The following is a 14,690-nucleotide window of genomic DNA, read 5'->3' on the forward strand; positions in this document are numbered from 1 at the left end:
GAAACTCAACCGCCGGCCCCGCCCGACCCTCAACCTTGAGACGCCTGCCAACCGACTCAACCAGCTGCTGCAAACAGCAGCATAACCCCCGCGTTGCTACGACCACTTGACTTTGCCGCTCGAACATCGGCACCTAATGTACTCTCGGCACGGGTCAGAAAACTACGCCTGGGGCGCTCCTGCGATGTTGACGAGCCACGGCACACCGAATTTGTCGGTCAACATGCCAAAGGTGTCACCCCACGGAGCCTTGGTCAGCTGCTCGGCGACCGTTGCGCCGTCGGCCAGCTTGTCCCACCAACCGCGCAGCACGGCTTCATCATCACCGGACAGCGAAACACTGGAATTCGGTGAGAACTCGACGTGCGAGGGGACGTCGGCACCCATGAGCACAATGTCATTCTCGCCCGTCAGCATGCCGTGCATGATCTGGTCCTTCTCGGCCGGGTCCTCGGTGGCCTGGAAGTCCCCAAAGGTGCTCAGCTCGAGCGTTCCGCCGAAGACGCCCTGGTAAAACTCCATGGCGTCGCGGGCGGAGTTCTGGAAGTTCAAATAGGGGTTGAGACGTACGGCCATGGCGCTGCTCCTGAATGGTATTCGGCGGGGTTCACAAAGGTGATGACTGAAATTATGCCCCGATCGGCAGCTCCTGTCAGCAGTTCCCGGCAGCCGATTCTTTCAGACGGATCTGGCAGGCATTTCTAGGAAAGCGCCTGACCTTTGCGCCAGTAACCCATGAAGGCCACCGCGTTCCTGTCCATGCCGACGTCCCGCACCAGATAGCGGCGCAGATCGCGAATGGTTGCGGCCTCTCCAGCGATCCAGGCATAGAGGCCATGACCGGTGGAAGCCACCGGGGTCTCCCACAGAATCGTGGCATCAACGTCCACATCCTCAGGCTCCTCACCGACCGCACACGCAGCGGGCGCCACCAGTGCGCGGACCTGTCGGGACAGCTCAACACCGTGCTCCTTCGCCCCGCGTGCCAACCAGCGAACCTCCACGTTTGCCGGCGTGGAAATCTCCAGGAAGTCGCCCTCCGTTGGGACCTCAAGGACAGCGTGGCCGCTGACATGGGCCGGCAGTGTTTCCAGAATGGCGGCAATGGCAGGAACTGCCGTCTCATCCCCTACCAGCAGCACGCGTTCTGACTCCCCCGGGGCAAATTCAATGCCGAGGCAATCTCCCCAGCGCGCGCACGGACCAACGAGCAGCAGAGTGTCCCCGGGCGCCGCCGAGGCCGCCCACTCCGCCGCCGGACCGGACCCGCCGTGCAGGTGCAGCACAAAATCAATGTCCAACTCAGCCAGAACTGCCGCCCGCTCGCCTACGGCAGGAACGGCCGGGCGCAGGGCGCGGACCGTGTAGGTGCGCATCACGCCGCGCACCGATTCGTCCACGGCCAGCCAGCTTTGGTACCAATCGTCCTGCAAGGAACCGCGGATGTTGCTCAATTCCGGCAGCGCATGGCCCGGCGCGGGAATCATCACCTTGACGCGCAGATCCAAGGTCTGCCCGTCGGCGCCCGAGCCGAAAAGCTCAAGGTCGGAGCCGGTAAAGGTGATGCGGCGGAAGTGCTCACTCAGTTGCTGCACGGCACTGACCCGCAGATCAAAGGCCCGCATGGGCTTAATAGGGTCGGCCGCCATGGCATCCGCAGCGACTTCGCTTTCCAGGATTGCTGAACTCATGCTTGAACTCCTTCTGCCGCAGGGACCAGCCCCGGCGCACCATCTGAGAATTTGCTTGCGGCCGCATCGGCCAACAAGGCCACCCGCCGACCAATGGGCACCACCATGGGCGTGCCAACCACCGGATCCGGCACCACCACCGATTCCAACCCGAACACGTGCTGCACGAGCTCGGCCGTCAGCACCTCGCCGGGCGCACCCTGGGCCACAATTGACCCGGACTTCATGGCGATCAGGTGATCGGCATAGCGTGCAGCCAAATTGAGATCGTGCAAAACAATCGCCACCGTGATGCCGCGGCGGGCATTCAGCTCGGACACCACATCCAGCACCTCCACCTGATGCGCCAGATCTAGGTAGGTGGTGGGCTCATCCAACAGCAGCACATCGGTTTCCTGCGCCAGCGCCATGGCGATCCAGACGCGCTGACGCTGCCCGCCAGAGAGTTCGTCGATGCTGCGCCCAGCCAGCTCGGACGTTCCGGTGACATTCAGCGCGGCGGCCACGGCGTCGTCGTCGGCCGGGGTCCATTGCCGGAACCAGCCTTGGTGCGGGCTACGTCCGCGGCCCACCAGATCCGCCACACTGATGCCATCGGGCGCCATGGGCGTCTGCGGCAGGATGCCCAATTCGCGGGCCAATTCCCTGGTGGGCAGCTTGTGAATGTCCGTTCCATTTAGATGCACGACGCCGGAACTCGGCTTGAGCAGCCTGGCCAGACCGCGCAGCAAGGTGGACTTGCCGCAGGCGTTGGCTCCCACAATGATGGTCACCTTTCCCGCGGGAAGTTCAACGTCAAGGCCCTCAATAATGGAGCGGTCGCCGTAGCCAAGGGACAACTCGCTGGCGGACAGTGTTGCGGCGAGATTTGATGCTCGTTGGTACATCTCAGCCTCCTTGATTGGCGCGGTTAGAAGAGATGAGAAGCCACAGCAGGAAAGGTGCGCCCAGCGCTCCCGTGACGACTCCGACGGGAAGAGAGGTTCCCGGGATGGCATTGACGGCGGCGAAATTACCCGCCAAAACTATGGCGGCACCGACCAGGGCCGACAGCGGCAGGCTGGCTACTCCCCCGTTGAGGCGTTTGGCAATGGGGCCGGACAGGAACGCCACGAAGGAGATGGGACCGGCCGCAGCGGTGGGTAGTGCGGCCAGCAGCACGCCCACAATGGTCAGTATGAGGCGGGCGCGCGGGACGTTGAACCCGAGACCGGCGGCCGTGTCATCGCCCAGGGCTAGCCCGCGCAGATCCCGCGAACCCCCGGCAATAAACGGCAGGAGAACCACCAGTGCCACGGCCAAGATGGTGACACGTTCCCAATTGGCCGAGTTCAGCGATCCCGTCAACCACACCATGATTTCCTGGGCGTTGTTGATGTTCGCCCGCGACAGCAGGAACGTGACGGCGGCCTGCATGAACGCCGCCGCACCGATGCCAATCAAGATCAACCCGGTGCCGCCGCGCCCGCGCGCCAGCATCGTGATGAGCAGGGCCACGACGAGTGCGCCAATAATTGCCGCCACGGAGACCCCCGCGCCGCGCACCCCGAAAATCACCATGGCGGCGACGGCCGAGGCACTCGCGCCGTAGCTGATGCCGATGATGTCCGGGCTGGCCAGTGGATTGCGCAGCATGGACTGAAAAATGGTGCCGGCCATGCCGAAGGATGCGCCGGCCAGCAAGCCAAGGAGGGCCTGCGGCAGCTTGTTTTCCATGACGACAAAGCTCGCGCCCGGGATGGTTTTGCCGCCCAGGATGGCGAAGAAGTCGGGGATCGTGACTGTATAGCTGCCCAGCAGGATATTGCTGGCGAGCAGGGCAAATACGAGCAGGCCCAAGCCCGCCGTCAATAATGTTCGACGGCGGCGAGGAGCCTTCCGCTGTTCGCGCACCCACGCACCAGTGACCGGCAGGGCTTTATCCAGAAGGGCATTGTCCAGAACACTCATAGTTCGGCTCGCTTTCCTCGGCGCACCACGGCGATGAAGACCGGGGCACCCATCATGGCTGCCAAGATGCCGGCGGGAACCTCGCCGGGGAGCAGAATCACGCGCCCAACCACATCGGCCAACAGTAGAACCGCCGGGGCGGCGATAAGCGACAACGGCAGCAGCCAGCGGTAATCGGAGCCCACCAAACCGCGCAATAGGTGCGGGACCACTAGGCCAATAAAGCCAATGGGTCCGGCCAGTGCGGTGGCGGAGCCGCACAGCAACACGATGCCGAGGGCTGAGATGGCACGGCCCACTCCGGGGCGCTGGCCCAGCCCACGGGCCATGTCATCGCCCAGCGCCAAGGTGTTCAGGAGCCGCCCTGTGCACAGCAAAATCAGGGCGCCAACCACCACAAAGGGCAGCACCGACAGCACCGAATCCCACGATTTTCCGGCCAGCGCACCCACCTGCCAGTGGCGGAACAGCTCCAACGAGTCCTGGCTCGTGACGAGCATGGCGCTCATGAGCGAACCCATGCCGGCGGCCATCGCGGCCCCGGCCAGGGCCAGCTTCACGGGAGTTGCCCCGCTGCGACCTAGGCTCGCCACGGAATAAACGACGATGGTGGCCACGGCACTGCCGACGAAGGCAAACCACAGGTAGTTGGAGACGCTGGCCGCACCAAAGAAGAAGATCCCGGCCACCACGGCCAGCGAGGCTCCTGCGTTAATGCCAAGAATGCCCGGATCAGCCAGCGGATTCCGGGCCACGCCCTGCATGGAGGTTCCAGCCAACCCAAGTGAGAGACCCACAATCAGGCCCGCCACGGTGCGCACCATGCGCGAGGCCACCACGGCGTGATCGCCGTTGGTGGCGTCAAAGTTCAGGAGCGCGTCCAGCACAGTCGGCAGCGGAATGCTGCGCGCACCCACAGCCAGGGAGAGCAACATGACCAGGACCAGAGCTACCAACAGCACCACAAGCCACGCGAGCGGAGAACGCGACGCCGTTTTCGGCGTCGTGCTCTCCCTCGCGACGGCTAGTGTGCTTGTCACTGTTGTTACTTAGGCCTTGTCCGCGGCGGCGCCGAGCAGCGGCAGGAACTTGTCCAGCGTCCACGGCAGGCTCAGCGGCGAGGATGCGGAGATGGACAGCGTGAGCGTATTGTCGGAATCTGTCACGAAGGCACCCTTTTTGACGGCGGGGATCTGGCCCAGCAGCGGATCCTTCACAATCGCTTCCTTGGCCTTCTCGTCGGCCACCCAGCTGACAAATACCTGCGAATCCAGCTCATTCGCCTTCTCGGCAGACCAAGGAAGGTAGAAGGCATCGACGCCCTTTTCCGCCTCGACAACAACCGGTGCCAGCACCATGCCGATGCTGCTCAGGAATTTGGGCCGATTGTCGCCGGAGGTGAAGACGCTGACGGCTTCGGCGGCTCCGGGCTCCAAGTTGCCGTAGATGAAGGACTTACCGGCGAGCTGCGGGTATTTTGCCGCCTGCTCCGCGATGGTCTTCTCCGTGGCCGTGATGAGCTCCTTGGCCGCTGCGGACTTGCCCAGTGCCGCACCGATCATGGTGGTGGAGTCCTGCCAGGACGTGCCGTAGGCGGTCTTCGGGAAGGCGATGACGGGGGCAATCTTGCTGAGCTTGTCGTAATCTTCCTGCGTCAGGCCCGAGTAGGCGGCAAGGATGATGTCCGGTGTGGCCTTGGCGATCTCAGTGAAATTGATGCCGTCGGCCTCCGAGTACATGGCCGGAGCCTTGTCACTGCCGATGGCTGCGCCAGCCTTTTCCAGGGCAGCATCCTTCCACGGCGTGGAGCCCTGCTCGTTGCCGCCCCATTCGTTCTTGGGCATGCCGACCGGGATGACCCCCAGAGCAATGGCAACGTCGTCATTGACCCAAGACACCGTGGCCACGCGCTGCGGGGCAGCCTTGACGACGGTTTCACCGTAAATGTGCTTGACGGTGACGGGGAAGGTATCGGCCGATGCCTGCGTGCCCTGTGAGTCGGAATCGCCCGCGGCACCCGTTGAGCAGCCTGCCAGGCCGATTCCCAATGCTGCGACCGAGGCAAATAGGCCAAGCTTCAGAGACTGACGACGTGAAAATTCCAATGCATTTCCTAACGGTGACCAAGACTAAGGCTTGCCATGCTTAGGCAAGCCTTAGCTACACTACGGCATTAAGATCCATTAGGAAACATTTTGCTGCCCTATTAGGCGCTGCTGGGACTATGGGCAATCTCACACTTGACTACGGCGCCATTACGGCGCCGGCGTGCGCAACGTCCAGTGCGATTCATCCAGGCCGCGAATGAGCTTGGTGCCAATGCGGGCCAGATCGGCCACATCCTTGGCATCTAACTGGTCAAAGACCATAGTTCGGACGGATTCCACATGCGCAGGAGCGAGCTCGCGAATAAGGTCAAGGCCGACGCCGGTAATGGTCACCACCGTGACCCGGGCGTCATCCACATGTACGGATCGCTCCACATAACCGCGCCCCTGCAGCTTCTTCACCACATGCGAAAGCCTCGAGAGAGATGCACTGGTCCGTGCAGCAAGTTCACTCATGGGCAAGGTCGCCCCGGTTTCCTCCGAAAGCATGGCCAGAACGTTGTACTCAAACAGGGACAACTTGGCAGCCTGCTGGAGCGGGGACTCCAGCGCCCCCGGCAGCAAGGTGGTGGTTGATAAGAGTGCCAACCATGCGGCTCGTTCCTCGGCGCTCAACCAGCGCGGTTCCAACTCAGTCATGGCGCCATCTTTTCACGATTCCCGGCAACTGGCAGGGTCACCAAAACTTTTACTTGACACTTCAACTAAATGGCCTTACGCTTTAGTTGTAGCTTCAAGTAAAAGACTTCCAGCCATCTCGAATGAAAGCAGGACCATCATGAACACCATCACCATCATCGGTACGGGAAACATGGCACGCGGCATTGCAACACGAGCCCTTGCCGCTGGTCGTAACGTTGAACTTCTTAACCGCGATGCAGACAAGGCCACCGCCGTTGCCGCCGAGCTGGGCACCAACGTTACCTCCGGCACCGTGGGCCAGGCTCCTGCTGGCAACATTGTTGTTCTGGCGGTCCCCTTCGATGCAGCCAAGGAAATTGTTTCCTCCTATGGTGACGCCCTCGCCGGCAAGACGGTCGTAGACATCACGAACCCCGTGAACTTCGAGACCTTCGATTCCTTGGTTGTTGCTCCGGGCACCTCCGCAGCCGAAGAAATTGCTGCACTGACCCCCGCAAATGTCGTCAAGGCCTTCAACACCACGTTCGCCGGGGCCTTGGTGGCTGGCGAAACGGAAGGCCAGATCCTGGACGGCTTCATCGCTGGCGACAACGCAGAGGCAACGGCCGCCGTGGTCTCCCTTGTGGCCGACGGCGGAATGCGCCCCATCGTAGTTGGCGCACTGAAGCGTTCACGCGAACTTGAGGGCTTCCAGTTCCTGGTCATGACCCTGCAGGCCAACCCCTCATTCGAGACCTTCAACTGGAACACGGGCCTGAAGATCGTCGGCTAGCACACCGCATGGTGCTGGGTGGAGAAGCGGGCCCAGCGTGCACCTCCGTTACAGCCCCTATGCGTCCACTGGACGTGTGGGGGCTGTTCCGTTTCCAAAGGGGCGGCCCCCGAGCGACTCCCGGCCGTGCGCCGTCGTCCATCCGGCCGTGTCCGGGCCCTTCGGGATGATTTGGGTGGGGTTCAGGTCCTCATGCACCACGTAATAATGCTTCTTGATCTGCCCAAAGTTCACGGTGTCGCCAAAGCCGGGGGTCTGGAAGAGGTCGCGCGCATAGGCCCACAAGACGGGCATCTCGATGAGCTTGTTGCGGTTGCACTTGAAGTGACCGTGGTAAACGGCGTCGAAGCGGACCAGCGTGGTGAAGAGCCGAACATCGGCCTCGGTGATGGTGTCCCCCATGAGGAAGCGCTGCGTGGCCAGCCGCTCCTCCAACCAGTCGAGAGCAATGAACAACCTGTCATAGGCCGCTTCATAGGATTCCTGGCTGCCAGCAAAACCGCATCGATAAACGCCGTTGTTTACCTCTGTGAATACACGCTTGTTCACGATCGCCATTTCCTCGCGCAGCGCCTCGGGGTAGAGGTCCGGCGCTCCCTCGCGATGAAATTCGGTCCACTCGGTGGAGAAGTCAAGGGTGATTTGCGGGAAATTGTTCGTCACCACGGCGCCACTGGCCACATTCACCATGGCCGGAACGGTGATGCCGCGTGGGTAATTGGGCGTTCGCTTGAAGTACGCGTCCTGCAAGCGTTCAATTCCCAATACGGGATCAACCCCGCCTTCATCGAGGTCGAAGGTCCAGGAGCGCGCGTCATGCGTGGGGCCGCACACGCCAATGGAGATGGCCTCTTCGAGTCCCAAAAGGCGCCGGACAATCGTGGAGCGGTGCGCCCAGGGGCAGGCCCGGGCTACGACGAGGCGGTACCGGCCAGCTTCCACGGGGTAACCATCGGCAGCATCACGGGTGATCCGGGTTTCGATGTAGTTAGTGTCCCGTGTATATTCGTCACCTGTCACGTAGCTGCCCTTGGTGCTAAAGTCGGTCTCTCCTGCGGCGTTTTTGTGCATGAAGTCAGCCTAGGACACCCGACTCACCCTGTATTGCGCTGTACGCAGCAAATTCAGCCTGTCTATGATCAGAAGGCAGCAGCTGAACGATCCACAAGAACGCCAGCCACAGTGAGGACCAACCCATGTCGGCCCAAGACTCCGCCGTCACAGCCCAGCCCGGCAGTACGTTCGCTCAGGATTCCGCCGAGCGGGACGGCGGCGCCATGGTTGAATTCCGGGGCGTCAGCAAGGTCTACCAAACGGGGCATCCGGCTGTTGACAACCTCAATCTCAGCATTGAAAGTGGCAAGATCACCGTGTTCGTAGGCCCATCGGGCTGCGGAAAAACCACGTCACTGCGCATGATTAACCGCATGGTGGAACCCACTTCCGGCACCATCACCATTGATGGCCGCGACGTCAGCACCATCCCCGCCCATGAGCTGCGCCGCTCCATGGGCTACGTCATGCAACAGGCCGGGCTGCTGCCGCACCGGACCGTGATCGAGAACATTTCAACTGTGCTGCGGCTGAACAAGGTGCCGCGGGCGCAGGCCCGCAAGCGGTCCATGGAGTTGTTGAAGACCGTGGGCTTGCCAGAATCCATGGCCAATCGCTATCCAAACCAGCTTTCCGGCGGGCAGCAGCAGCGTGTGGGTGTTGCCCGCGCTCTGGCGGCGGATCCGCCGGTCCTGCTCATGGACGAACCTTTCTCCGCTGTGGATCCCGTGGTCCGGGCCGAGCTCCAACAAGAGTTGATTCGCCTTCAGCGTGAGCTGGCCAAAACCATCATTTTCGTCACGCACGACATCGACGAAGCCACCATCCTCGGTGACCGGGTTGCCGTTTTTGCCGTAGGCGGGCGCGTGGCTCAGTACGCTCCGCCGGAGGAAATTCTCCGCGCCCCTGTTGATGACTTTGTGGCCAATTTCGTGGGCCGCGACCGTGGCTTCCGGCGGCTGTCCTTCAGTTCCGGCGAGTCCGTGCCGATTCACCCCGCCCAGGCCGTCCTGTGGGATGGCCTTCCCCTGACGGACGACGACGTTGCTGCCCCCACCTCCCACGATTCCGGCACCCCGCGCTGGACGCTGGCGGTAGACGTCAATAATCGACCGCTGGGTTGGTTTGTCCCTGACGCTCAATCAGAGACAAAAACGGGCACGTTGATCCCCGGCGGCTCCCTGTTCCGAACCGGCGATCCGCTGCGCAACGCATTGGATGCCGCGTTGTCCTCCCCGTCGGGGCTGGGCGTCGCCGTGGATGCCGACGGCCAGGTCATAGGTGTGGTCAAGGCTTCCGAGGTACTTGCGGCCATCGAGTCCACGCGGGAAGGCCGCAACTGATGCAGTGGTTTCTGGCCAACCTGCCCCAGGTACTCGAGCTGACCGGCTATCACTTGATTCAGGCCGTGGTGCCACTGGTGTTGGGTGTCATCATCGCCGTACCCTTGGCGCAACTGGCGCGCATCAACAAGGTGGCCAGTGGCTTCATTCTTTCTGCGGGTTCTCTGCTGTACACGGTCCCCTCGCTGGCCTTGTTCGTGATTTTGCCGTCCATTCTCGGAACCAAGATTCTGGATTTCACCAACATCATCGTGGCCTTGACGATCTACGCCGTGGCACTGCTGGTCAGGTCCACCCTTGACGCGCTGAACTCGGTGGATGACACCCTCCGGCAATCCGCCACGGCCATGGGATACCGTCCCCTGCAGCGATTCCTGGGCGTGGATCTTCCGCTGTCCATCCCGGTACTCTTTGCCGGGTTGCGCGTCATCTCGGTCAGCAATATCTCCCTTGTGACGGTCGGTTCCTTGCTGGGCATTCCCAGCCTTGGCTTCCTCTTCACGGACGGTCTGCAGCGCAACTTCCCCACCGAGATTGTTGTTGGTATTGTGGGCACCCTGGTGCTGGCGCTACTCATGGATGTGGTGCTGGTGGTGTTGCAGAGGTTGCTAACGCCATGGCTGCGTACTAACAAACCGGCACCGGCAGTGCCGCGCACTGCGGCGGTGTCCGCATGAGCTTCCTCGCCGCAGCCCTGCCGCTAGCCGCTCGGCCAGCCACCACCTACACAACCACGGCCCCCTTTAGTCAAGGCTGGCAATGGTTGACCGACCCACTGAACTGGCAAGGTCCCTTGGGAATGCCCGTACGGATCGTGGAACATCTCGGTTACGCCGGACTGACCCTGCTGATCTCCGTCGCTATCGCCGTCCCGATCGGGCTGTACGTGGGGCACACGGGCCGGGGACGCGCCGTCGTAGTTTCCCTGGCAGGCATGTTGCGGGCCCTGCCAACATTGGGCATCATGACCTTGTTTGCGCTGCTTGCTTCCTCATCGCTTTCACTGATGCCGGCCATCTGGTCTTTGGTATTACTGGCAGTGCCGCCCATTTTGACGGGTACGTACGCCGGAGTCGCGGCGGTGGACCGCGAGATTGTGGACGCGGCGCGCAGCATGGGCATGACCGAGCGGCAAATCCTTTTTGGCGTGGAGGTCCCCAACGGGCTGGCCGTCATGCTGGGCGGATTGCGATCGGCCGTGCTGCAAGTACTCTCAACTGTGGCCGTTGTAGCCTTTATTAGCCTTGGCGGGCTGGGGCGGTACATCATTGACGGTCTGGCGGTGCAGGATTACGGTCAGGTACTAGGCGGCGCCGTGGTCATTGCCGTCCTGGCCATCGCGATTGACGGGTTGCTGGCCTTGCTGCAGCGCGTTGTGGTCTCGCCGGGGCTGCAGACACTCAGAAAAGCCCCAGAGCAGGGCACCCCAGCTCTCCCATCGATTTCATAGCGATTCCCCGAACTACAGGAGATTAACCATGAGCAAGATTTTTTGGTCTTCCCGCCGAGCCTTCCTCGGTGCGGCTGCCGGGCTTTCGGTGGCCCTTGCCGTCACTGCGTGCGGCGGCGGCAACCCGCTGGGTGCGGCCAACTCCGATGGTGCAGCCGCAAGCGGTGACGCCGTAGTGGTCGGCTCGGCCAACTTCCCTGAGAATGCCATCCTGGCCGAAATTTACGCCGGCGCCCTGAATGCGGCAGGCCTGAACGCCAGCACGAAGCTGAACATTGGCGCCCGTGAGGTGTATATGAAAGCACTCGAGGATAGTTCCATCGATGTGGTGCCCGAATACACCGGCAATCTGTTGGGCTACCTTGACGCCAGCAACACGGTGGTTGACGGGCCTGGCATCTTGGCCGCCCTCCCGGCCAAAATGCCGACTGGGCTGAGTGCCCTGGATGCCGCATCCGCCGAAGACAAGGACGCCATTGTGGTCACCCCGGAGACGGCGGCCAAGTACAACTTGAAGTCCATTGCGGACCTGGCCCCTGTCTGTGGCGAGCTGACGCTAGCTGCGCCGTCGGAATTTTCGACCCGCCCGTACGGCCTGCCCGGGCTGAAAAGCCTCTACAACTGCGTACCCAAGAGCTTTGTGCCCTTCAGCGCCAGCAGTGAGGCCCTAAACCTCAAGGCCCTGCTCAACGGCGAGGTCCAGATCGCCGACATCTTCACCACGTCTCCGGAAATCACCGCGAACAAGTTGGTGGTTCTGGAGGATCCCAAGGGCCTGATCGGCGCGCAGCAGGTGGTGCCGGTCATCAAGACAGACAAGCTCAGCGCTGCCGGGACAACTGCACTCAACAACGTCTCCAAGCAGCTCACGACGGAGGACCTGATCGCCTTGCGCACCCAGGTTGAAGGCGAGCAAAAGATGGATCCCAAGGCTGCCGCAACCGCGTGGCTCAAGGACAAGGGCATCACCAAATAGGGAGTTTTCCATGGCCGCCGCGGAAGCAGTCGATGTTGTAGTACTCGGAATGGGTCCCGGCGGCGAGGCGGTGGCCGGGGAACTGGCCGCCGCCGGCCTGAGCGTTGTGGGGGTGGAGTCCCGGCTGGTGGGTGGCGAATGCCCCTACTACGGCTGCGTCCCGTCCAAAATGATGATCCGTGCCGGCAATGTGGTGGCCGAGGCGCTGCGGGTTCCAGGACTCGCCGGCGCCGTGCAGCTCACGCCTGACTTCTCCATCGTGGCAGGGCGTATCCGTTCCGAGGCTACGGATAACTGGGACGATTCCGTCGCCGCCAAGCGCTTCACCGACAAGGGAGGGCACCTGGTGCGGGGCACAGGACGGCTCACCGGCCCGCGCGAGGTCACCGTTTCAACGTCCGACGGCGGTGAGCTCACCTTCCGTGCCCGCCTGGCGGTGGTGCTCAACCCTGGCACCAACCCGACTGTTCCAGATATCCCGGGGCTGGCCGGGACGCCATTTTGGACCAACAGGGAAGCGGTCAAGGCCGAGTCGGCACCGAAATCGCTGGCCGTTTTGGGCGGCGGCCCCATTGCCGTTGAGCTGGCCCAGGCGTTCACCCGATTCGGCACCAAGGTGACCATGGTGTTGCGTGGATCCTCGCTGTTAACGCGTGAGGAACCCGAAGCCGGCGAGCTGCTGGCTCGGGTTTTCCGTAGCGAGGGCATCAAGATTATGCGCACCAGAGACGTCACGGGTGTCATGCATTCGCGGGACAGGTTCCGCGTGAAGCTGTCCGGGCCCGCCGCTGGGACTGGGACCAGAACCGGTGGCGTCGCCGTTTCCCAGCTTTCAGCCGAAAAGTTCCTCGTGGCCACTGGCCGCACACCGGCGCTGGCTCCCTTGAATTTGGTGGCGGCAGGCATTAAGTGGGACGGCAAGGTTGCCCCGGCCGTTGACTCGCAAATGCAGCTTTCCGACGGCGTGTACCTAATTGGCGACGCCGCAGGCGCCGGCGCGTTCACCCACATGTCCATGTATCAAGGCAACATTGTGGCTGGCCACATTCTCGCCCGGCATATGAAGCAGCCTGACAGGGGCGCCACCGAATCCCACGCCGTACCCAACGTGACCTTCACCGATCCGGAGATCGGCGCCGTCGGGCTTACGGAAAAGCAGGCCCGGGACGCAGGGCTGAGCATCAGGGTCGGATACACGGAAGTGGATGCATCCACGCGGGGCTGGATCCATAAATCCGATAACCAAGGCTTCATCAAGATCATTGAGGACACTAAAACCGGCGTTTTGGTAGGAGCTACATCGGCAGGCCCGGCTGGCGGAGAAGTCCTGTCCGCCCTGGCTTTGGCAGTCCACGCACGCATTCCTGTGTCAACGTTGACGACGATGATCTACGCGTACCCCACGTTCCACCGCTCCATTCCCGAGGCTCTTGCCAAGCTGAAATAGCACCCGCCTTATAAAGGTAGCGGCTGTCAGCTTCCCAGCAGCAGCCTGCGCCAGCCGCCCCTGTCGATCCGAGGGCTCTCCCATCGTAGCCACTCCCGGATCCACGGTGGCGGCTCTAGAAAGCCAGAATGGCCCGGCGAACTGCTGCGCTGAGCTGCATGCTGCGGCTGGCAGTGCCACCTTCTTCGTTCCAGGCTGGAACGTAGCCAAAGCCAACCCCGTACAGCGGATCCGCGAAACCCAATGCCGCATTGGCGCCGTCGTGCCCGAAAGCCTGCGCGCTGCCAAAGTCCATACGCGGGTTCGCCTTCATGAATGTCACCGCAAAGGAACTCATCTCGCAGAAGACCCGATCCAGGCCCCAGACCTGCTCCTGGCTCATGAGCCCAATAGTTTCCGGCGTCAGGTACGGCGGCCGGCCATCGATGCCCGTGATGGCGCCGGCATACACGCGGGCAAGCCCATCGGCCGAGCCAACCCCGGCACCGCTGCAACTACCGGCTTCGCGGACGCTGCGAATGTTTGGCAGCTCCAGCAAATTACCAGCCTGCACATTGCCTGACACCCCAGCGATCGACCAGGGATCCAAGAAGGAGGGTGCTGGCGCATCATCAAAGAGCACGGGACGGAAGCGCGACTCCTGGGATTCGGGCAGGCCCAAAAACATGTCGGCCGAGTACGGCGCACGAATGCGGCTTTCATAAACATCCTGCAAACGTAGACCCGTCACACGCCGGCAAAGTTCCTCGAGAAAAACGCCCATGGTGAGCGCGTGGTAGCCAAATGTTCCGCTTCCCGGGCGCCACATCGGTGCCAGTGCAGCCAGCCGGGCAGCCACTGCTGGCAGATCGTTGTAATCCTCCATGGCAAAGCCGCCCTGCACACCCACCAACCCGGCTTGGTGCGAGAGCAACTGGCGAACGCTCACGGCAGCCTTGCCGTTTTGCGCAAACTCGGGCCAGTACGCGGCCACCGCGGCATCGAGATCTATCAGTCCGTCCTGCACCAGCAAGCTGAAGGCGAGCGCGGCGACACCCTTGGAACAGGAAAACACGCCTGTCAGCGAATCTGCGGCTGAGTCCGGCCCGCCCACCAGGTCCACTACCTTGGTCCCATCACGGTAAACGGCCAGTTGCGCGCTGTAGCGGGGGTCGGCGTCGAGCATTGAATCGAAGAGTTCCCGGACGGCGGCGAACTCTTCGGTGGCACTGCCCTTAGATGCGCCGGCGGCCGGCTGCTGTGAGGTCGTCATGAACCC

At 62.4% G+C, this 14,690-nt stretch carries 15 protein-coding genes; 6 read left to right on the forward strand and 9 right to left on the reverse strand.

Going from position 1 to position 14,690, the window contains the following annotated elements; genetic code table 11:
* Nucleotides 1–162: 162 nt before the first annotated feature.
* The 7 genes from ACP7B9_RS16405 to ACP7B9_RS16435 all read right to left on the reverse strand — a co-directional run bounded on the left by ACP7B9_RS16405 (nucleotide 163) and on the right by ACP7B9_RS16435 (nucleotide 6,388).
* Entirely contained in the window at nucleotides 163–576 is a 414-nt protein-coding gene (locus ACP7B9_RS16405) for a VOC family protein (protein WP_425865040.1), read from the reverse strand.
* 125 nt (nucleotides 577–701) lie between these two features.
* Nucleotides 702–1,691 (reverse strand): siderophore-interacting protein, encoded by a 990-nt coding sequence (locus ACP7B9_RS16410; RefSeq protein WP_425865041.1) that lies wholly within the window; start codon nucleotides 1,689–1,691, stop codon nucleotides 702–704.
* Nucleotides 1,688–2,578: an ABC transporter ATP-binding protein gene (locus ACP7B9_RS16415; protein ID WP_425865042.1), complete on the reverse strand. Its 891-nt coding sequence runs from the start codon at nucleotides 2,576–2,578 to the stop codon at nucleotides 1,688–1,690. The genes ACP7B9_RS16410 and ACP7B9_RS16415 overlap by 4 nt, the downstream gene beginning before the upstream one ends.
* A 1-nt stretch (nucleotide 2,579) precedes the next feature.
* Complete coding sequence (locus tag ACP7B9_RS16420) at nucleotides 2,580–3,641, reverse strand: FecCD family ABC transporter permease (protein WP_425865043.1); 1,062 nt, start codon at nucleotides 3,639–3,641, stop codon at nucleotides 2,580–2,582.
* On the reverse strand, nucleotides 3,638–4,681 hold the full coding sequence (locus tag ACP7B9_RS16425; protein WP_425865044.1) for a FecCD family ABC transporter permease: 1,044 nt from the start codon (nucleotides 4,679–4,681) through the stop codon (nucleotides 3,638–3,640). Before ACP7B9_RS16425 ends, ACP7B9_RS16420 begins: the two co-directional genes overlap by 4 nt.
* A gap of 9 nt (nucleotides 4,682–4,690) precedes the next feature.
* Entirely contained in the window at nucleotides 4,691–5,746 is a 1,056-nt protein-coding gene (locus tag ACP7B9_RS16430; RefSeq protein ID WP_425865045.1) for an ABC transporter substrate-binding protein, read from the reverse strand.
* A gap of 150 nt (nucleotides 5,747–5,896) precedes the next feature.
* The gene (locus tag ACP7B9_RS16435) at nucleotides 5,897–6,388 is read right to left on the reverse strand and encodes a MarR family winged helix-turn-helix transcriptional regulator (RefSeq protein WP_425865046.1); all 492 of its coding nucleotides are present in this window, start codon (nucleotides 6,386–6,388) and stop codon (nucleotides 5,897–5,899) included.
* Nucleotides 6,389–6,527: 139 nt separating this feature from the next.
* Between ACP7B9_RS16435 and ACP7B9_RS16440 the strand changes: the two genes are divergently transcribed.
* Entirely contained in the window at nucleotides 6,528–7,163 is a 636-nt protein-coding gene (locus ACP7B9_RS16440) for an NADPH-dependent F420 reductase (protein ID WP_425865047.1), read from the forward strand.
* 57 nt (nucleotides 7,164–7,220) lie between these two features.
* Here ACP7B9_RS16440 and ACP7B9_RS16445 read toward each other — a convergent pair whose 3' ends face one another.
* Entirely contained in the window at nucleotides 7,221–8,234 is a 1,014-nt protein-coding gene (locus ACP7B9_RS16445) for a glutathione S-transferase family protein (protein ID WP_425865048.1), read from the reverse strand.
* Between the two features lie 206 nt (nucleotides 8,235–8,440).
* Here ACP7B9_RS16445 and ACP7B9_RS16450 point away from each other — a divergent pair, with 206 nt between their 5' ends.
* Genes ACP7B9_RS16450 through ACP7B9_RS16470 form a run of 5 tightly spaced genes read left to right on the forward strand, consistent with a single transcriptional unit; the run spans nucleotide 8,441 to nucleotide 13,432 of the window.
* Entirely contained in the window at nucleotides 8,441–9,559 is a 1,119-nt protein-coding gene (locus ACP7B9_RS16450; RefSeq protein ID WP_425865120.1) for an ABC transporter ATP-binding protein, read from the forward strand.
* Complete coding sequence (locus ACP7B9_RS16455) at nucleotides 9,559–10,236, forward strand: ABC transporter permease (protein ID WP_425865049.1); 678 nt, start codon at nucleotides 9,559–9,561, stop codon at nucleotides 10,234–10,236. The genes ACP7B9_RS16450 and ACP7B9_RS16455 overlap by 1 nt, the downstream gene beginning before the upstream one ends.
* Nucleotides 10,233–11,009 (forward strand): ABC transporter permease, encoded by a 777-nt coding sequence (locus tag ACP7B9_RS16460; RefSeq protein ID WP_425865050.1) that lies wholly within the window; start codon nucleotides 10,233–10,235, stop codon nucleotides 11,007–11,009. Before ACP7B9_RS16455 ends, ACP7B9_RS16460 begins: the two co-directional genes overlap by 4 nt.
* A gap of 28 nt (nucleotides 11,010–11,037) precedes the next feature.
* Nucleotides 11,038–11,985: a glycine betaine ABC transporter substrate-binding protein gene (locus ACP7B9_RS16465; protein ID WP_425865051.1), complete on the forward strand. Its 948-nt coding sequence runs from the start codon at nucleotides 11,038–11,040 to the stop codon at nucleotides 11,983–11,985.
* A gap of 10 nt (nucleotides 11,986–11,995) precedes the next feature.
* Nucleotides 11,996–13,432 (forward strand): dihydrolipoyl dehydrogenase family protein, encoded by a 1,437-nt coding sequence (locus tag ACP7B9_RS16470; protein ID WP_425865052.1) that lies wholly within the window; start codon nucleotides 11,996–11,998, stop codon nucleotides 13,430–13,432.
* A gap of 115 nt (nucleotides 13,433–13,547) precedes the next feature.
* Here the strand turns inward: ACP7B9_RS16470 and ACP7B9_RS16475 are convergent, their stop codons facing one another.
* Nucleotides 13,548–14,684: a serine hydrolase domain-containing protein gene (locus ACP7B9_RS16475; protein WP_425865053.1), complete on the reverse strand. Its 1,137-nt coding sequence runs from the start codon at nucleotides 14,682–14,684 to the stop codon at nucleotides 13,548–13,550.
* Between the last annotated feature and the right edge of the window lie 6 nt (nucleotides 14,685–14,690).

It is taken from the genome of Arthrobacter sp. TWP1-1, assembly GCF_049897845.1.
Classification (GTDB): domain Bacteria; phylum Actinomycetota; class Actinomycetes; order Actinomycetales; family Micrococcaceae; genus Specibacter.